The organism is Pseudomonas furukawaii (assembly GCF_002355475.1).
GTDB lineage: Bacteria > Pseudomonadota > Gammaproteobacteria > Pseudomonadales > Pseudomonadaceae > Metapseudomonas > Metapseudomonas furukawaii.
The window spans coordinates 5,007,773-5,026,539 of sequence record NZ_AP014862.1 but is presented as its reverse complement, the minus strand read 5'-3'; the positions used below and the strand labels follow the sequence as shown (position 1 = coordinate 5,026,539).

15 protein-coding genes are annotated in these 18,767 nt (G+C 65.3%); 11 read left to right on the top strand and 4 right to left on the bottom strand.

Annotated features, from left to right (window positions below; genetic code table 11):
- The first annotated feature begins 92 nt into the window (after nt 1-92).
- From ffh to rplS, 5 genes are all read left to right on the top strand, one after another.
- Complete coding sequence (ffh, locus tag KF707C_RS23250; RefSeq protein WP_003451504.1) at nt 93-1,469, top strand: signal recognition particle protein; 1,377 nt, start codon at nt 93-95, stop codon at nt 1,467-1,469.
- A gap of 188 nt (nt 1,470-1,657) precedes the next feature.
- On the top strand, nt 1,658-1,909 hold the full coding sequence (gene rpsP / locus KF707C_RS23245; protein ID WP_003451507.1) for a 30S ribosomal protein S16: 252 nt from the start codon (nt 1,658-1,660) through the stop codon (nt 1,907-1,909).
- Nucleotides 1,910-1,918: 9 nt separating this feature from the next.
- Nucleotides 1,919-2,455 carry a ribosome maturation factor RimM gene (gene rimM / locus KF707C_RS23240; RefSeq protein WP_003451509.1) on the top strand — a complete coding sequence of 179 codons (537 nt, stop codon included), beginning with the start codon at nt 1,919-1,921 and terminating at the stop codon, nt 2,453-2,455.
- Nucleotides 2,456-2,464: 9 nt separating this feature from the next.
- A complete protein-coding gene (gene trmD, locus KF707C_RS23235) occupies nt 2,465-3,217 on the top strand; it encodes a tRNA (guanosine(37)-N1)-methyltransferase TrmD (protein WP_003451512.1) in 753 nt (250 codons plus the stop codon).
- A gap of 44 nt (nt 3,218-3,261) precedes the next feature.
- Complete coding sequence (gene rplS / locus KF707C_RS23230; protein WP_003451517.1) at nt 3,262-3,612, top strand: 50S ribosomal protein L19; 351 nt, start codon at nt 3,262-3,264, stop codon at nt 3,610-3,612.
- A 65-nt stretch (nt 3,613-3,677) separates the two neighbouring features.
- On the opposite strand, the gene KF707C_RS23225 is transcribed toward rplS, so the two are convergent.
- Together KF707C_RS23225 and KF707C_RS23220 are read right to left on the bottom strand one after the other, a co-directional pair.
- Entirely contained in the window at nt 3,678-7,268 is a 3,591-nt protein-coding gene (locus KF707C_RS23225; protein ID WP_003451521.1) for an ATP-binding protein, read from the bottom strand.
- Nucleotides 7,269-7,514: 246 nt separating this feature from the next.
- Nucleotides 7,515-9,353: a cation:proton antiporter gene (locus tag KF707C_RS23220; protein ID WP_003451523.1), complete on the bottom strand. Its 1,839-nt coding sequence runs from the start codon at nt 9,351-9,353 to the stop codon at nt 7,515-7,517.
- Nucleotides 9,354-9,430: 77 nt separating this feature from the next.
- On the opposite strand from KF707C_RS23220, the gene xerD reads away from it, so the two are divergent.
- The 4 genes from xerD (at nt 9,431) to thrC (ending at nt 14,203) form a co-directional block, all read left to right on the top strand.
- Nucleotides 9,431-10,327, top strand: coding sequence for a site-specific tyrosine recombinase XerD (gene xerD / locus KF707C_RS23215; protein WP_003451526.1), 897 nt, complete (start codon nt 9,431-9,433; stop codon nt 10,325-10,327).
- A 233-nt stretch (nt 10,328-10,560) separates the two neighbouring features.
- Nucleotides 10,561-11,289 carry a disulfide isomerase DsbC N-terminal domain-containing protein gene (locus KF707C_RS23210; RefSeq protein WP_003451528.1) on the top strand — a complete coding sequence of 243 codons (729 nt, stop codon included), beginning with the start codon at nt 10,561-10,563 and terminating at the stop codon, nt 11,287-11,289.
- 110 nt (nt 11,290-11,399) lie between these two features.
- Nucleotides 11,400-12,704, top strand: a complete 1,305-nt coding sequence (locus tag KF707C_RS23205) for a homoserine dehydrogenase (protein ID WP_003451538.1) — start codon at nt 11,400-11,402, stop codon at nt 12,702-12,704.
- Between the two features lie 89 nt (nt 12,705-12,793).
- Entirely contained in the window at nt 12,794-14,203 is a 1,410-nt protein-coding gene (thrC, locus tag KF707C_RS23200; protein ID WP_003451539.1) for a threonine synthase, read from the top strand.
- A 99-nt stretch (nt 14,204-14,302) separates the two neighbouring features.
- Here the strand turns inward: thrC and KF707C_RS23195 are convergent, their stop codons facing one another.
- Nucleotides 14,303-15,502, bottom strand: coding sequence for a CaiB/BaiF CoA transferase family protein (locus tag KF707C_RS23195; protein ID WP_003451540.1), 1,200 nt, complete (start codon nt 15,500-15,502; stop codon nt 14,303-14,305).
- A 197-nt stretch (nt 15,503-15,699) separates the two neighbouring features.
- Between KF707C_RS23195 and KF707C_RS23190 the strand changes: the two genes are divergently transcribed.
- Together KF707C_RS23190 and KF707C_RS23185 are read left to right on the top strand one after the other, a co-directional pair.
- Complete coding sequence (locus KF707C_RS23190) at nt 15,700-16,854, top strand: GGDEF domain-containing protein (protein WP_003451541.1); 1,155 nt, start codon at nt 15,700-15,702, stop codon at nt 16,852-16,854.
- A 73-nt stretch (nt 16,855-16,927) separates the two neighbouring features.
- The gene (locus KF707C_RS23185; RefSeq protein WP_003451542.1) at nt 16,928-17,470 is read left to right on the top strand and encodes a YaeQ family protein; all 543 of its coding nucleotides are present in this window, start codon (nt 16,928-16,930) and stop codon (nt 17,468-17,470) included.
- A gap of 26 nt (nt 17,471-17,496) precedes the next feature.
- On the opposite strand, the gene KF707C_RS23180 is transcribed toward KF707C_RS23185, so the two are convergent.
- The gene (locus KF707C_RS23180; RefSeq protein ID WP_003451543.1) at nt 17,497-18,723 is read right to left on the bottom strand and encodes an NRAMP family divalent metal transporter; all 1,227 of its coding nucleotides are present in this window, start codon (nt 18,721-18,723) and stop codon (nt 17,497-17,499) included.
- Between the last annotated feature and the right edge of the window lie 44 nt (nt 18,724-18,767).

Sequence of the window (18,767 nt, the reverse complement as noted above, 5' to 3'; positions counted from 1 at the left end):
CCGTTGGCGGTGTCGGCGGGGCTGACACTTGGTTATACTCCGCCGCCTGCAGCAAGCTCAGCCGGGGCTCCAAGAGCCCGAAAGGAACGCGCATGTTTGAAAACCTAACCGACCGCCTCTCACAGACGCTGCGCCATGTCACCGGCAAGGCCAAGCTGACCGAGGACAACATCAAGGACACCCTGCGCGAAGTGCGCATGGCCCTGCTCGAAGCCGACGTCGCCTTGCCGGTGGTGAAGGACTTCGTCGCCAAGATCAAGGAACGTGCGGTCGGTACAGAGGTTTCCAAGAGCCTGACCCCGGGCCAGGCCTTCGTGAAGATCGTCCAGGCCGAACTGGTGGAGCTGATGGGCGCCGCCAACGAGGACCTGGCGCTGAACGCAGCGCCGCCGGCGGTGATCCTCATGGCCGGTCTCCAGGGTGCGGGCAAGACCACCACGGTGGGCAAGCTGTCGCGCTTCCTCAAGGAGCGCAAGAAGAAGACCGTGCTGGTGGTGTCCGCGGACGTCTACCGCCCGGCGGCGATCAAGCAGCTGGAAACCCTGGCCAACGACATCGGCGTCACCTTCTTCCCCTCCGATACCAGCCAGAAGCCGGTGGACATCGCCCAGGCGGCGATCCGCGAGGCGAAGCTGAAGTTCATCGATGTCGTCATTGTCGACACCGCGGGTCGTCTGCACGTCGACGCCGCCATGATGGACGAGATCAAGCAGGTCCATGCCGCCATCAAGCCGGTGGAGACCCTGTTCGTGGTCGACGCCATGACCGGCCAGGACGCCGCCAACACCGCCAAGGCCTTCAATGACGCCCTGCCGCTCACCGGCGTGGTGCTGACCAAGGTCGATGGCGACGCCCGGGGTGGCGCCGCCCTGTCCGTGCGCGCCATCACCGGCAAGCCGATCAAGTTCCTCGGCATGGGCGAGAAGACCGAAGCCCTCGACCCCTTCCACCCGGACCGTGTCGCCTCGCGCATCCTCGGGATGGGCGACGTCCTCAGCCTGATCGAGCAGGCCGAGCAGACCATGGACCGCGAGAAGGCCGAGAAGCTCGCCAAGAAGATCAAGAAGGGCAAGGGCTTCGATCTCGAAGACTTCCGCGACCAACTGCAGCAGATGAAGAACATGGGCGGCTTGGGCGGCCTGATGGACAAGCTGCCCATGCTGGGAGGCGTCAACCTGGCGCAGATGGGCAACGCACAGAACGCGGCGGAAAAGCAGTTCAAGCAGATGGAGGCGATCATCAACTCCATGACGCCCGCCGAACGCCGCGACCCGGAAATGATCAGCGGTTCCCGAAAGCGCCGTATCGCGCTGGGCTCCGGCACCCAGGTGCAGGACGTCGGCCGTCTCATCAAGCAGCACAAGCAGATGCAGAAGATGATGAAGAAGGTCACCGCCAAGGGCGGTATGGCCAAGATGATGCGGGGCATGGGCAGCATGTTCCCCGGCGGCGGCATGCCGAAGATGTAAACGGCTGCAAGCTGCGAGCGGCGGGCTCCAGGAAACCGTCCCGCTTGCGGCTTGTAGCTCCCACCGACAGGTGGCCCTCAAAAGAGATTTGCAATCGGCCGGATAATCCTTAGAATATGCGGCCTTTCGGGCCCATGGCCCATGTGTGTGCACAGCTTGAAAAGCACCGACTATAGGAACGAAGTTCAATGGTAACCATCCGTCTTGCCCGTGGCGGCTCCAAGAAGCGCCCCTTCTACCACCTGACCGTGACCAACAGCCGCAATGCGCGCGACGGTCGCTTCGTAGAGCGCGTCGGTTTCTTCAACCCGGTTGCTCAGGGCGCTGAAGTCAAGCTGTCCGTGAACCAGGAGCGCGTCAGCTACTGGCTGAGCCAGGGCGCCCAGCCGTCTGAGCGTGTTGCTCAGCTGCTGAAGGAAGCTGCCAAGGCTGTTGCCTAAGCATCTTTTATGAGCACGACGCCGGCCGCCGCCGACGAACTCATCGTTCTCGGCAAGATTTTCTCGGTGCACGGCGTACGTGGCGAAGTGAAGGTCTATTCCTTCACCGATCCTCTGGACAACGTGCTCGATTACCCCCGTTGGACGCTCAGGCGTGACAACGAGGTAAAGCAGGTCGAAGTTGCCGGTGGACGCGTCCAGGGCAAGTTTCTGGTGGTGCAGCTCAAGGGGCTGGTCGATCGCGATATCGCCCGCACCTATGCAGGTTTCGAGATCTGCGTTGCCGCCAGTGAGTTGCCTGAGCTCGACCAAGACGAGTTCTACTGGCACCAGTTGGAAGGTCTCAACGTGATCAATCAGGACGGGCAGTTGCTCGGCCGCATCGATCACCTGCTCGAGACCGGCGCCAACGATGTGATGGTGGTCAAACCCTGTGCTGGAAGCCTGGATGATCGCGAACGCCTGCTGCCCTACACGGAGCAGTGCGTGCAGTCGATCGACCTGGAGTCCGGCGAGATGAGGGTGGAGTGGGACGTTGATTTCTGAGGGCCTGACATGAAGAACATGCAGGTTGAAGTCATCAGCATCTTTCCCGAGATGTTCGCTGCCATCAGTCAGTACGGCATTACCAGTCGTGCGGTGAAGCAGGGGCTGCTGAAGCTCAACTGCTGGAATCCGCGGGCCTTCACCGAGGACCGCCACCAGACGGTGGATGACCGGCCCTTCGGCGGTGGTCCCGGCATGGTGATGAAGATCCAGCCCCTGGAGCGGGCCCTGGCGGCAGCCAAGGCAGCGGCAGGGGAGAAGGCGAAGGTGATCTACCTCTCGCCGCAGGGACGCCAGCTGAAGCAGGCGGCCGTGCGCGAGCTGGCGAAGGAGGAAGCGTTGATCCTCATCGCCGGGCGCTACGAAGGCATCGACGAGCGCTTCATTGAAGAGCACGTCGATGAGGAATGGTCGATTGGTGATTACGTCCTGTCCGGCGGTGAGCTGCCGGCCATGGTGCTGATCGATGCGGTGACGCGGTTGCTGCCCGGAGCCTTGGGCCACGCGGACTCCGCCGAGGAGGACTCCTTTACGGATGGCCTGCTCGATTGCCCGCACTACACCCGTCCGGAGTTGTATGCAGGCAAGCGTGTTCCGGAGGTGCTGCTAAGCGGCAACCACGAACACATCCGGCGATGGCGTTTGCAGCAGGCGCTTGGGCGTACCTGGGAACGTCGGGTCGATCTTCTGGATTGCCGCTCGCTTTCTGGAGAAGAGAAAAAGCTGCTGGAGGAATACATCCGCCAGCGGAACGATAGTTAACGTATCGATGGCACGCCCAGAAGGCCTGCCTTAGGAGCACAGCGATGACCAACAAGATCATTCAGCAGATCGAAGCTGAACAAATGAACAAAGAGATTCCGGCGTTCGCCCCGGGCGACACCGTGATCGTTCAAGTGAAGGTGAAAGAAGGCGACCGTTCCCGCCTGCAGGCCTTCGAAGGTGTGGTCATCGCCAAGCGTAACCGCGGCCTGAACAGCGCCTTCACCGTGCGTAAGATCTCCAACGGCGTTGGTGTGGAGCGTACCTTCCAGACCTACTCCCCGCTGGTTGACAGCCTGAGCGTCAAGCGCCGCGGCGACGTACGCAAGGCCAAGCTGTACTACCTCCGCGACCTGTCCGGCAAGGCCGCTCGCATCAAGGAGAAGCTGGCCTAAGGTCTGCTTCTCGAAAAAGCCCGCCCCGGGAAACCGCGGCGGGCTTTTTCATGCCTGCGCGATGCCTACTCGCACGCTTCCAGCAATTGTCCCTCCAGACGCTCCACTTCTTCGGCCAGCCGTTCCGCCAGGCCTGCCAGCTCCGCGAAGGGTCTTTCATCATTCCAGGCTGCCTCCAGCGCCTCGCAGCTCTGGCAAAGGGCCTCGGCGTGGACGATGCGGGCCGCTCCCTTGATCTTGTGCGCCGTTGCGGCAACCTCCTGCCATTCGCCAGCGGCCAGATGGCCGCGCAGTTGTTCGAGGTCCTTGCGGTTGGCGTTCAGCAGTGTCTCGAGGAAGTGCTGGCGGAGTTCCGGGTTCCGCTCATCCAGCAGCCCGCCCGTCTTCGCGACCGGCATTGCGGATAGCGGCTGCTCCTCCAGCATGGCCAACTGCTGCGACAACTGCCGCAGGCTGATGGGCTTGAACAGGCAGGCGTCCATCCCTGCGCGCCGACAGCGCTCATGTTCCTCCTGCTGGGCATTGGCGGTGTAGCCGATGATTGGTATCCGCGTCCCGCCGCAGCGCGCTTCCCGTTCACGAATGGCGCGGGCCAATGCGTAGCCATCCATCACCGGCATGTTGCAGTCGCTGATCACCAGGTCGAAGCGTCCCGGCTTCCAGCGCTTCAGCCCGTCCTTGCCATGCTCGGCTTCGATCACCCGGTGCCCGAGATGCTCCAGTTGCTGCTTGAGCAGTTCGCGGTTGGCCGGATTGTCATCCACCACCAGCACCCTAAGGGGCGATTGGGTTTCGAGCGCCTCGACGGGTATTTCCTGCCGGGGGCGTGGAGGAAGCGGCGCCAGCTCCAGGAGGCTCAGGGCGACGCTGATCCGGGTGCCATGGCCGGGCTCGCTCTCCAGCTGGATGCTGCCGCCCATCATCTCGCAGAGGGTGCGGCAGATGACCAGGCCCAGGCCCGTGCCCCCGCTTGCGGTACCTTCGGGGCCCTGATGAAAGGGCTGGAACGCGCGAGCCTGGTCTTCATGGGCCATGCCGGGCCCGGTGTCCTTCACCCTGAGCTGGATGTCCAGGCGCTTGTCCGGCCCTGGCTCCGCCTGGATCTCGATGGAGACCTCGCCAGCCTCGGTGAACTTGATGGCGTTGCCCACCAGGTTGGCGAGGATCTGCCGGAAACGGACCGGGTCCACCAGCACATCGACGCCGGCGCGCCGGTCGAAATCCAGACTCAGTCGCAGGTTTTTCTGCCGGGCCAGGCCGTCGAACACCCGGACTACCGCCTCGGTCTGCTCCCGCAGGTTGGCGCGCACCGGTGACAGATTGAGTCGTCCCGACTCGATGCGTGCGATGTCAAGGATATTGCCGATCAGGTCCAGCAGGTCGCGGGCCGAGCCGTGGGCCACTTCAATGGCGCCACGGTCGAATTCCCCCCGATCGGCCCGCTCCAGTGCCAGCTCCAGCATGCCGATGATGGCGTTCATCGGTGTCCGGATTTCGTGGCTCATGGTCGCCAGGAAGGTGCTCTTGGCACGATTCGCGGCATCTGCGCGCTCCTTTGCGGATTGCAGGTCCCTGACCAGTCGCAGCCGCTCGCTGATATCGATCCAGCCGCTGACCACGCCCTTGATCTCGCCTTGGAAGTCCCGGTAGGGCTCGATCCAGTGATAGATGCTCAGGGGGCCGCCGAGGCTGTACAGCTGGCGATCGCAGCGGAGTGCGCTGCCGCTCTCCGTGACCTTCCGATAGTCGGCCAACAGGGTCTTGCGCTCCTCCTCGCAGCCCAGTTTCGTGACGGGGGGTAGCCGGCCAATGACGTCTTCGCGCCTGAGATGGAGCGCCTCCAGGTAGTTGTCATTGCACATGAGCAGGCGGCCGTCCCTGTCCCGCACATAGATAGGGTGCGGTGTCCCGTTGACCAGCGCCTCCATCAGGCTGAACTGGTCGCTGAGCGCCCGTTCGGCACGTCTGCGAAGGTCCATCTGGCGCCGCAGGTAGATGATCCAGGCGAGGAAGAAGAGCAGGAGCAAAGCGGCCGCTCCCGCGATCCGATAGATCAGGCCAAGATCGAGAGGCTCACGCGGTCCGCTGATCTCCACGTTGGAGCGCCAGCGTTGCCTGACGAGGGTCGACAGTTCATCCGGCGGGATGGCAGCGGTTGCCTTGTCGAGAATCGATCGGAGCAGCCGGTTTTCCTTCTTCACGCCAAAGGCGATGCTTTCCTGCGGAATGTCGATGATTTCCGATATTCGTAGCTGGTCGGAGAACATTCGGCGGATGTAGTACTCGGCGACTATCGTCGACATCACCGCCCCATCCGCGTCTCCGCGAGCCACGGCCGAGAGGGTGTCGAGCAGCGAATCCTGTTCCACCAGGTGGATCCCCGGGTGCTTCTCCCCCAGGTAGTCAGTGAGCAGATAGCCACGTGTCAGCGCGAGCTTCCGACCGTTGAGCTCCGCCAGGCGGGCGGGGCCGCTGGTGGAGTTGCGGGTGATGGTGGCGAAGGCCACTTCCATGTAGGGGCGAGTCGAGTCCAGGTCGTGCATCAGCAGGCGCTGCCGGTTCATCGCGCCAATGAGGTCGGCCTTGCCCTGTTCCACGGCGTTGATCATTTGCTCCACGGTCGTGGTGCGCACGATCTCGAAGCGCAGTCCGGTGCGCGCGCGGATCTGGTCGAGCAGGTCTGCGGCGATGCCGTGGTAGTTGCCTTCGTTGTCGAAGAAGGACACCGGCGCATAGTTGCCGTAGGTGACCACCTTGACCACGGGGTGCCGCTGGAGCCATTGCCCTTCCTCGGGGGTGAGCGTCAGGCCGGGTTCGAGCAGGCTTGGGCTGTTGCCGCCGCTCCAGCGCTTGAGAAGTGCCGACTGGTTTCCCCTTGGCATGTGCTCGAGCACCCGGTCGACGAGGCTGAGCAGTCGCGGCTGGTCCCGGGAGGCCGCAAAGCCGATCCCGCTGGCCTTGAAGTCGGCGAGACGGGCGATGCGCAGGTGGTCTTCGTAGATCTGGTTGATCTGGTAGTTGGCGACTATCAGGTCCCCCAGGTACAGGTCGTTCTCTCGGTTGAGCACGGAGTTGAGTGCCGCGGCGGTACTCGGATAGAGCGTCAGGATGGCCTCGGGGTAGCGGTTCTGCATCATGTCCAGGGGCAGGTAGTTGCTCACGATCGCGACCTGGACGCCGGCGAGGTCTTCCGGCCAGTCGCGCTTGTCCCCTTGCCGGGCGATCAGGCTGGGGCGGTCCGGCGCGTAGGGTCTGGACAGCACCAGGCGCGGGTCGCGGCGTTCGAAGTCGTTTGAGCTGCTGAGCAGGTCGGCGTCTCCCTGGATGATCGCCCGGGAGGCTTCGGCCCGGCTCGGGTAACGCAGGATGCGCACGGGGATCGCCAACTGCCGGGACAGCAAGCCTGCGATATCGGCGGTCAGGCCTTCGTACTCTCCACCGCTGGAGGTGATGTCGAAGGGCGGCAGGTCATCGGCGATCGCCAGGCGCAGTTCGGCCTTGTCCCGCAGCCATTGCCGGTCCGCCTCGTCGAGCTGGAGGTCATCCCCGAAAGCCAGGGAGCGCGCGCCCAGCAGCAGGACCTCCGGGGCCGCGAGAACTGATTGCGATAGGGTCGAGGCGATGAGCACAAGACGCACCAGAAGGCGAAGGCACATGATGGTTTCCTGGGGATGACTGGGGATCCGGATCGCGACCCTGAACGTCGCGATGTGAAAGTATCCCAGTGCCTTTCCAGGGCCTACGCAGTCAGTGCCTTTGTGTGCGAGTTTCAGTTGTTTCCCAGTATTTTTGCGGATTTTTCCTACTTGATGGCGTCAATCCGGGTGGCTTTCTCGTGCGTGTCACGCGGGTGGATGAGCAATGCCCAGGGGCGAGTGGTCAGGGTGGAGAACACCCGCCCCTCACTGTAATTGGGCGAGGGCGCAATCAGCGGCCACACCGGGCGCTTCCTCGGTTTCGATCAGCGCCACCAGGGTCCAATCCCTGTCCGGCGTGAAATCCAGCGGCTGCCCGGCCAGGTGGACCCAGCCACGGGGATCCCGGGCCAGCAACACCGTCGCGCGGTGGCCGTGCAGCGCCTGGTAATCCTCCCAGCCGAAGGCCGCGGTCAGCGTTGTGGTGCGGACGTCCGCGCCCTTGGCCAGGCGGCTGGCGAACTGGGGGAAGGTCAGGGGCTGGTTGCCCAGGTGGCGACCGCGCACGGTTTCGCTTGCACGGTGCGTGTCGCTGCGACGGCTTTCCTGGCCGCTGGGCAGGGTGAAGCGCCGCTGGGCACTGAAGTCGTGGCGAAAGTGCATGCAGGCCACCGCATTGAGTTCGCTGGAAGGGGAGAGCGCCAGCAGGTGTCCCAGGCCCACCAGGTCAAGGTGCGCCTCGGCATGCTGGGAGGCGGGATTGCCGAAATAAGTAGGCAGGTTGTCCATGCGCGCGGCGCGGATGTTTTCCCAGCTCGAGTCGGTCAGCAGCACGCGGGTGCCGAGGTTTTGCAGCGCCTTGCCCAACTCCCGCGCCACCGGATTGGCGCCGATGATGAGAAAGCCCGAGGGCGCCGGCTCGGCCACCTTCAGCAGCCGCGCCAATGGGCGGGCGGTGGCGCTTTGCAGTACCACGGTGCCGATGATCACCAGGAAGGTCAGTGGTACCAGCAGATGGGCCTGGTCGTGGCCGGACTCCTGCAGGCGCAGGGCGAAGATGGCCGACACCGCCGCCGCGACTATGCCCCGTGGCGCGATCCAGGCGAGCAGGGCGCGCTCTCGCCAGTCGAGGCTGGAGCCCCATGTGCTGACGGCGATGTTCAGCGGCCGGGCGATGAACTGGATCACCGCCAGCAGCAACAGGGTGGCGGGGCCCATGGCCACCAGCGCCGCGAAATCCAGGCGTGCCGCCAGCAGGATGAACAGACCGGAAATCAGCAGCACGCTGAGGTTCTCCTTGAAATGCAGGATGGGCCGCACATCCACGCCGCGCATGTTGGCCAGGCCCATGCCCATGACCGTGACCGCCAGCAGGCCGGACTCATGAACCAGCAGGTTGGCGCTGATGAAGACCCCTAGCACCGCTGCAAGGGCCGCCAGGTTCTGCAGGTACTCCGGCAGCCAGTGGCGACGCAGCACCACGCCGAACAGCCAGCCCCCGGCTGCGCCCAGCAGGGTGCCGCAAGCGATGACGGCGGCGAAGGTGGAGAGGCTGGCCGCCCAGCCGCCGTCGCCCTGGCTGACGATGAAGCTGAACACCACCACGGCCAGCAACGCGCCGATGGGATCGATGACGATGCCTTCCCAGCGCAGGATGTTGGCGATCGAGCTGCGCGGGCGCATCACCCGCAGCATCGGCACTATCACCGTTGGGCCGGTGACCAGCGTCAGGGTGCCGAACAGCAGCGCCAGCTCCCAGGAAAAGCCCAGCAGCCAATGGGTGGCGACGGCGATCACCGCCCAGGTGATCAACGCGCCCAGCGTCACCATGCGCTGCACGACGCTGCCGATCTCCCGCCACTCGGAGAGGTGCAGGGTCAGGCTGCCTTCGAACAGGATCAGCGCCACCGACAGAGAAATCAGGGGGAACAGCAGGGGGCCGAACAAGGCTTGCGGGTCCAGCAGCCCGGTCACCGGCCCCGCCAGGATGCCGGCCAGCAGCAGGAAGAGGATCGCCGGCAGGCGCAGGCGCCAGGCCAGCCACTGGCCGAACAACGCGGCAGCGCCGATGCCACCCAGACCCAGCAGGATGTGGTGTTCGCTCATCGAGGCTCCTTCTCGAGGGTGAAATCGGCTGTCGCCCATGGAAGACTAGCCCGATCCGAATGCCTGTCAGTGGAAACATGCCTGCCCTCGACCACCCCCTGATCGACCGATTCCTCGACGCCCTCTGGCTGGAGAAGGGGCTCTCCGAGCACACCCGCTCCGCCTATCGCAGCGACCTGGCCCACTTCAACGGCTGGCTGGGTGAGCGCGGCCTTGCCCTGGACCGGGCCGGCCGGGACCTGATTCTCGATCATCTCGCCTGGCGCCTGGAGCAGGGCTACAAGGCGCGTTCCACGGCGCGCTTCCTGTCCGGCCTGCGGGGCTTCTACCGCTTCCTGCTGGCGGAAAACCTGATCGTCGAGGATCCGACCCTGCAGGTGGACCTGCCGCAACTGGGGCGGCCCTTGCCCAAGTCGCTCTCGGAAGCGGACGTCGAAGCCCTGCTTCAGGCGCCCGAGCTGGACGACCCCATCGGCCTGCGGGACCGGGCCATGCTGGAGGTGCTCTACGCCTGCGGCCTGCGGGTGACCGAGCTGGTCAGCCTCACCCTGGAACAGGTCAACCTGCGCCAGGGGGTGATCAAGGTGTTCGGCAAGGGCAGCAAGGAGCGATTGGTGCCCATGGGGGAGGAGGCCATCGCCTGGATCGAACGCCACGTCCGCGAGGCGCGCCCCTTCCTGCTGGATGGCAAGCCGAGCGACGTGCTCTTCCCCAGCCTCCGGGGCGAGCAGATGACCCGGCAGACCTTCTGGCACCGTATCAAGCACCACGCGAAGGTGGCGGGCATCGGTAAATCGCTGTCGCCCCACACCTTGCGCCATGCCTTCGCCACCCATTTGCTGAACCATGGCGCCGACCTGCGGGTGGTGCAGATGCTGCTGGGGCACAGCGACCTGTCCACCACCCAGATCTACACCCATATCGCCCGCGCCCGCCTGCAGGAACTCCACGCCCGCCACCACCCAAGGGGGTGAGCCGGATCAGGCGACGTATGCGTCGCCCCGGCGGAATGTCCGCGCGCGCCTGGAGGGAGGCACTGCGTCGCCCCGGTGAACGCCCGGCCAGGGCGGTTGTCTTTTCAAGGCGAAAGCCGACAGAAGACCGCTTCGTCGTCCCGTGATCCGCCTGGCGCGGTGCGTCTGCTGCGGGAGGCATCTGTGTTAGGCTTGAGCAGTTTCCGACCGTCCGCCGCTCGACAGGAGTAACCATGCGCGTGACCCGTCTCATCGCAGGCCTGGCCCTTGGCCTCGCCAGCACCCTCAGCCTCGCCGACGACCCGGACGCGGCCATCCGCAAGACCCTGGACACCCTGCAACTGGGCCTGCCCATCGAGTCCATCGGCGAAAGCCCGATGACCGGCATCTACCAGGTGCAGCTCAAGGGAGGGCGCATGCTCTATACCAGCGCCGATGGCCAGTACCTGATGCAGGGCTACCTCTATCAGGTGCAGAACGGCAAGCCGGTGAACCTCACCGAGCAGGCGGAGAGCCGCTCCATCGCCAAGGAGATCAACGCGATCCCCACCAGCGAGATGGTGGTGTTCTCGCCCAAGGGGCCGGCCAAGGCCCATATCACCGTGTTCACCGACACCGATTGCGGCTACTGCCAGAAGCTTCACAGCGAAGTGCCCGAGCTGAATCGTCGCGGTATCGAAGTCCGCTACGTGGCCTTTCCGCGCCAGGGCATCGGCAGCCATGGCTACAACAGCCTGGTCAGCGTCTGGTGCAGCAAGGACCGCCAGGACGCCATGAACAAGGCGAAATCCCGCGAGGACCTGCCGGCCGCCACCTGCGACAACCCGGTAGCCAAGCAGTTCGAGCTCGGCCAGCTGATCGGCGTCAACGGCACCCCGGCGATCGTACTGGGCAATGGCCAGATGATCCCCGGCTACCAGCCGGCGCCCCAGTTGGCGAAAATCGCCCTCGAAGCCAAGTAATCCGGGCGCTTGCCTCGATTGACCAATATTCGGCCGCTTCGTAAAGTGCGGCTCTTTTCCTCGGCCGGGACTCACCCGGCCATTTTCGCAGTGATGATGGGGAGTTCAGCGTGAAGCCGGTAAAAGTAGGCATCTGTGGCCTTGGGACCGTCGGTGGCGGCACCTTCAACGTACTCAAACGCAACGCCGAGGAGATCGCCCGCCGTGCCGGGCGTGGAATCGAGGTCGCCCAGATTGCCGCTCGTCGCCCCAACCCGAAGTGTGAAACCGGCGCCACCCCCATCACCGCCGACATCTTCGACGTGGCCAACAACCCGGAAATCGACATCGTCATCGAGCTCATCGGTGGCTACACCCTGGCCCGCGAGCTGGTGCTCAAGGCCATCGAGAACGGCAAGCACGTGGTGACCGCCAACAAGGCGCTGATCGCCGTGCATGGCAACGAGATCTTCACCAAGGCCCGCGAGAAGGGCGTCATGGTCGCCTTCGAGGCCGCCGTGGCCGGTGGCATTCCGGTGATCAAGGCGATCCGCGAAGGCCTGGCCGCCAACCGCATCAACTGGCTCGCCGGCATCATCAACGGCACCGGCAACTTCATCCTCACCGAGATGCGTGAGAAGGGCCGTGCCTTCGAGGACGTCCTGAAAGAGGCACAGGCCCTGGGCTATGCCGAAGCCGACCCGACCTTCGACGTCGAAGGCATCGACGCCGCCCACAAGCTCACCATCCTGGCCTCCATCGCCTTCGGCATCCCGCTGCAGTTCGACAAGGCCTACACCGAAGGCATCTCGAAGCTCACCAGCGCCGACGTCAACTACGCCGAAGCCCTGGGCTACCGCATCAAGCACCTGGGCGTGGCCCGTCGCACCGACAGCGGCTTCGAGTTGCGCGTGCATCCGACCCTGATCCCGGCCGACCGCCTGATCGCCAACGTCAACGGCGTCATGAACGCCGTGATGGTCAACGGCGATGCTGCCGGCAGCACGCTTTACTACGGCGCCGGCGCCGGCATGGAGGCCACCGCCTCCGCCGTGGTGGCCGACGTGGTGGACGTGGTCCGAGCCCTGACCACCGACCCTGAGAACCACGTGCCGCACCTGGCATTCCAGCCGGACTCCCTGTCCGACCACCCGATCCTGCCAATCGAGGCCTGCGAGAGCGCCTACTACCTGCGCATCCAGGCCAAGGACCATCCGGGCGTACTGGCCCAGGTGGCCACCATCCTGTCCGAGCGCGGCATCAACATCGAATCCATCATGCAGAAGGAAGTCGAGGAGCAGGATGGCCTGGTGCCGATGATCCTGGTTACCCACCGGGTCGTCGAAGCGCGCGTCAACGACGCCATCGCCGCACTGGAAGCCCTCGACGACGTGGTGGGCAGCGTAGTGCGCATCCGCGTAGAACAACTCGCTTGAGGCTGAAGGGCTGAGGGCTGGACGAGAAAGTTTCTGCGTACAGCCTCCGGCCTTCAGCGCTTTCATCGGCTTTTAGAAGGTTTCGAACCATGCGCTATATCAGTACCCGCGGCCAGGCCCCGGCCCTGAACTTCGAAGACGTCCTGCTGGCGGGCCTGGCCAGCGATGGCGGCCTCTACGTACCGGAAAACCTGCCGCGCTTCACCGTCGAGGAGATCGCCTCCTGGGCCGGCCTGCCCTACCACGAACTGGCCTTCCGCGTGATGCGCCCCTTCGTTGCCGGCAGCATCGATGATGCCGATTTCAAGAAGATCCTCGAGGAAACCTACGGCGTGTTCGCCCACAACGCCGTGGCGCCGCTGCGCCAGCTGAACGGCAACGAGTGGGTGCTGGAGCTGTTCCACGGCCCGACCCTGGCCTTCAAGGACTTCGCCCTGCAACTGCTGGGTCGCCTGCTGGACCATGTGCTGTCCAAGCGGGGCGAGCGCGTGGTGATCATGGGCGCCACCTCCGGCGACACCGGCTCGGCCGCCATCGAAGGCTGCAAGGCCTGCGAGCACGTCGACATCTTCATCATGCACCCGCACAACCGGGTGTCCGAGGTGCAGCGCCGGCAGATGACCACCATCCTCGGCGAGAACATCCACAACATCGCCGTGGAAGGCAACTTCGACGACTGCCAGGAGATGGTCAAGGCCAGCTTCGCCGACCAGGGCTTCCTCAAGGGCACCCGACTGGTAGCGGTCAACTCCATCAACTGGGCGCGGATCATGGCCCAGATCGTCTACTACTTCCACGCCGCCCTGCAGCTCGGCGGCCCGGCTCGTTCCGTGGCCTTCTCGGTGCCCACCGGCAACTTCGGTGACATCTTCGCCGGCTACCTGGCGCGCAACATGGGCCTGCCCATCAGCCAACTGATCGTCGCCACCAACCGCAACGACATCCTGCACCGCTTCATGAGCGGCAACCGGTACGTCAAGGACACCCTGCACCCGACCCTGTCGCCGTCCATGGACATCATGGTTTCCTCCAACTTCGAGCGCCTGCTGTTCGACCTGCACGGTCGTAACGGCGCCGCCATCGCCAGCCTGATGGACACCTTCAAGCAGGGCGGCGGCTTCAGCGTCGAGGAAGACCGCTGGACCGAAGCGCGCAAGCTGTTCGACTCCCTGGCCGTCGATGACGCCCAGACCTGCGAGACCATCGCCGAGGTCTACAAGGAGTGCGGCGAACTGCTCGACCCTCACACCGCCATCGGCGTGCGCGCCGCCCGCGAATGCCGTCGCAGCCTGGCCATCCCCATGGTCGTCCTGGGCACCGCCCACCCGGTCAAGTTCCCGGAAGCGGTGGAGAAGGCCGGCATCGACGCGGTTCCGGCGCTGCCGGCGCACCTGGCCGACCTGTTCCAGCGCGAAGAGCGTTGCACCGTGCTGCCCAACGACCTGAAGGCCATCCAGGCCTTCGTCGCGGCCCACGGCAATCGCGGCAAGCCGCTGTAAGCCTGGCGCCTGAAAAACCAAAAGGCCGGCTCCCGCAAGGGGCCGGCCTTTTCTTTTCTGTGTAGGGTGCGCCGCGCGCACCCTACGAGGGAAAGGACCTCAGATCGCCCCGGCCGCCTTCAACGCCGCCACCTGCTCGGCGCTGTAGCCCAGCCCGGCCAGGATGCCGGCGTTGTGCTCGCCCAGCTCCGGGCCTATCCAGTCCGCCGAACCGGGCGTCTCGGAGAGCTTGGGCACGATGCCGGGCATCCGGAAAGGCTTGCCGTCCGGCAGCCTGGCCTGGAGGAACATCTCCCGGGCGAGGAATTGCGGGTCGGCGAACATGTCCTCGGCGGAGTAGATGCGGCTGGCCGGCACCTCGGCGCGGGTCAGCGTCTCCAGCACCTGGTCCAGGGGCAGCCCCCCCACCCAGCGGTCGATGACGCCATACAGCTCGTCCCGTCGCGCATCACGGCCGTCATTGCTGGCCAGTTGGGGATCCTGGGCCAGGTCCTCGCGACCGATGGCCAGCATGAAGCGCTTGAAGATGGCATCGCCGTTGGCGCCGATCTGCACATGGCGGCCGTCCGCCGCCGTGTGGATGGAGGAGGGCGTGATGCCCGGCATGATGTTGCCGGTGCGCTCGCGGATGAAACCGAACACATCGAACTCCGGGACCATGGACTCCATCATGGCGAACACCGCCTCGTAGAGCGCCACGTCCACCACCTGGCCCTGGCCGCCGTTCACTTCCCGGTGGCGCAGCGCCATCAGCGCGCCGATCACGCCCCAGAGCGCGGCGATGGAGTCGCCGATGGAGATCCCGGTGCGTACCGGCGGACGGTCCTCGAAGCCGGTGATGTAGCGCAGGCCACCCATGGATTCGCCCACGGCGCCGAAGCCCGGCTGGTCCTTCATCGGACCGGTCTGGCCGAAGCCGGACAGGCGCACCATCACCAACTTCGGGTTCAAGGCGTGGATCGTGTCCCAGCCCAGGCCCAGTTTCTCCAGCACGCCCGGGCGGAAGTTCTCGATCAGGATGTCCGCGTCCGCCAGCAGCTTCTTGAGGATCTCCCGGCCCTCGGCGTGCTTGAGGTTGAGCGTCAGCGACTGCTTGTTGCGCGCCTGCACGAACCACCAGAGCGAGGTGCCTTCGTAGAGCTTGCGCCACTTGCGCAGCGGGTCGCCGCCATCGGGGGATTCGACCTTGATGACCTCGGCACCGAACTCGGCGCACAGGCGTGAGGCGAAGGGACCGGCGATCAGGGTGCCGAGCTCGATGACCTTGAGGCCGGCGAGGGGTTTGGCGGATACGTTCATCGGAAAATCCATGGCAGGCGATGGCGGCGACTCTACTCCCTCGGGGCCTTCCCCGGACAGTCCGGATTGCCGCTGGCGCACCCCGGCGCCGCGACTTAAAGTTCATTTCAGCCCATCGCATTCCGCGTCATGACCCCCATGCCCACCGACCTCACCCGATGCCACCGACCGCCGCCGCCGCGCCGGAAGGAGGCTCAATGCCCTTGAACATTCCTACCCTGGTGATGGTGGATATCTACGTGCTGGTCCTGGTCGGCCTGCTCATGCTCCACGCCTGGCGCCGTGGTCGTCGCGATTCGACGCTGGGCTATCTCGCCGCGGCCTTGCTGCTGGGCGCATTGGGCACCGTGCTGGGCAGCCTGCGGGGCATCGGCATGGATTTCGTGCCGCTGGTGCTGGGCAATGGGGTGCTGCAGATCAGCGCCGCGCTGACCTGGACCGCCCTGCGCGTCTTCGTGGGACGCCAGCCGCACCTGCCGGGGATCTTCGCCGGGGCGGTGATCTGGACGCTGCTCTGCCTCAATCCGGCCTTCTACGAGTCCCTGGCCGTGCGGGTGATGGTCAGCTCGCTGATGACGGTCTGCTACACCGGCCTCGCGGCCCTGGAGCTCTGGCGCAGCCGCCGGAGCCTGGAGGTCGCCTGGGTGCCGGCCCTGGTCCTGAGCCTGTTCCATGCCGGCTTCTACTGCGTACGCATCGTGGTGGACCAGGGCATGCCTTTCGACATGGCCCTCGCCAGCGCCGGACAGGGCACCCGCTTCTTCGCCCTGCTGGTGTTCGAGACCCTGCTCTACGCCATTGGCATGGCCTTCGTCATTCTGGCCATGGTCAAGGAACGGGCCGAACTCAAGTTCCGGGCGGCCGCCTATTGCGACCCGCTCACCGGCGTGGGCAACCGCCGGGCCTTCATGTCGTCCGGCGAATACCTGCTCAAGGGCTGCGCCCAACGGGGCGAGCAGGTGGTCCTGCTGCTCTGCGACCTGGACCACTTCAAGCGACTCAACGACAACTATGGCCACGCGACCGGCGACCAGGCCCTGGTGGCGTTCGGCCAGGTGGTCGAGGGGAGCCTGCGCAAGCAGGACGTGTTCGGCCGCATCGGCGGCGAGGAGTTCGCCTGCCTGCTGGGGGCGGCCGACCTCGAGGCGGGCGGCCAGGTGGCCGAGCGCATCCGTCGGGAGTTCGCCGGGCTGCCGCTGCTGGAGCCCGGACAGTTGAGCGTCAGCATCGGCATCGTCAGTTCCCGCGACGGCGGCTACGACCTGTTCCGCCTGCTGTCGCTGGCCGACGACGCGCTCTACGCCGCCAAGGACAAGGGCCGCAACCGTATCCAGCGCTACCCGGCCGATTAGCCGGACGGCCCAGCCAAGGGGCCTGGAATCAGGGTAGACTTGCCACCCTCCGCGAATCACCAAGAAGCCCCCCATGGCCCTCCAAGCGACCCCCTACAAAGTCGAACTCAACCTCACCGACCTGGACCGCAGCGTTTACGAAAACCTCCGTTTCACCGTGGCCAAGCACCCCTCGGAAACCGAGGAACGCCTGGCCGTGCGCCTGATCGCCTACGCCCTCTGGTACCACGAGCAACTGGCGTTTGGCCGTGGCCTGTCGGATGTGGATGAGCCTGCCCTGTGGGAAAAGAGCCTGGACGACCGCGTCCTGCACTGGATCGAGGTGGGCCAGCCGGATGCCGAGCGCATCACCTGGTGTTCCCGTCGTACCGAGCGTTTCAGCCTGGTGGCCTACGGCAACCTGCGCGTCTGGCAGACCAAGGTGCTGGATGGCGTGCGCAGCCTGAAGAACATCAATGTGGTCGCCGTCGACCAGGACGCCCTGGAAAACCTGGCCCGCGACCTGCCGCGCTCGATCAACTGGAGCGTGATGATCAGCGACGGCGAGCTGTTCATCACCGATGAGCGTGGCCAGCACGAGATTCCGCTGGAGTGGCTGGTCGGCGAGCGCGGTTGAGTCGGCTCGCCGAGCCTGCCCGGTCCTCAGGCCTGCCAGAAGTTCAGCAGTGAGTTGAACGACAGGCCAACGCCAACGGCGGTCGCGACAATCGCCAGGACACCGAAGGCCAGCATCCAGTTCGGGTGCCGGTACTCCTGGCCGACGATGGCCGGCTTCTTCGCCGCCCACAGGATGCAGCCCAGCGCCAGCGGCAGGACCAGGGCGTTGAGCGCGCCCGCCACCACCAGCACCTTCACCGGTTGCCCGACCAGGCAGTAGATCAGCGTGGAGCAGGCGATGAAGGCGATCACCACGCGCTGGTTGTGCTGGCGGATGCCGGGGTGCAGCGAATACATGAAGCTGACGCTGGTGTAGGCCGCGCCAATGACCGAGGACAGCGCTGCGGCCAACAGCACGACGCCAAACACCTTGTAGCCGACCGTACCCATGACATGGCCGAACACCGAGGCCGCGGGGTTGCCCGGGTCCAGCTTCAGGCCCTGGCTGACCACCCCGAGCGCGGCGAGGAACAGGCAGATGCGCACGACCCCGGTGGTCAGGATGCCGGTGACCGCCGCCCGGGTCACCACGCCGACGTTCTCGACGCCGGTGATGCCGGCCTCCACCAGGCGATGGCCGCCCGAAAACGAGATGTAGCCGCCGACGGTGCCGCCTACCAGGGTGATGATCGGCAGCAGCAGGATCAGCGGGTCATCGGGCTGGATGCTGTGCAGCAGGGCGTCCTGCAGCGGCGGATTGGACTGCAGCATGGCGTAGCCGATCATCCCCAGCATCACCAGGCCGAAGAGCTGCATCAAACCGTCCATCACCTGCTTGGCGTTGCGCAGCATGAAGATGGCGATGATCAATACGGCGGCCACCAGGGAGCCGACCAGGGGAGGAATCCCGAAGATCACATTGATGGCCAGGCCTGCGCCGGCGATGTTGCCGATGTTGAAGGCGATGCCACCGAGCACGATGAAGGCCGAGATCAGGTGGCCCACGCCCGGCAGCACGCGGTTGGCCACGTCCTGGCCACGCAGGTTGGCGACGGTGATGACCCGCCAGATATTCAGCTGGGCGCCGATGTCGATCAGCAGGGAGATGACGATGGCGAAGGCGAAGCTGGCCAGGTACTTCTCGGTGAACAGGGAGGTCTGGGTCAGGAAGGCGGGGCCGATGGACGAGGTCGCCATGATGAAGATGGCACCGCGAAGGACATTCCGTTGGTCGCCGGCTGCATTGCCGGCAAGGGATTGGGTCGGTTGCATGGGGGTTACCTTCTCGCTGTTGTTCTTGGAGTCTGGGCAGGTAG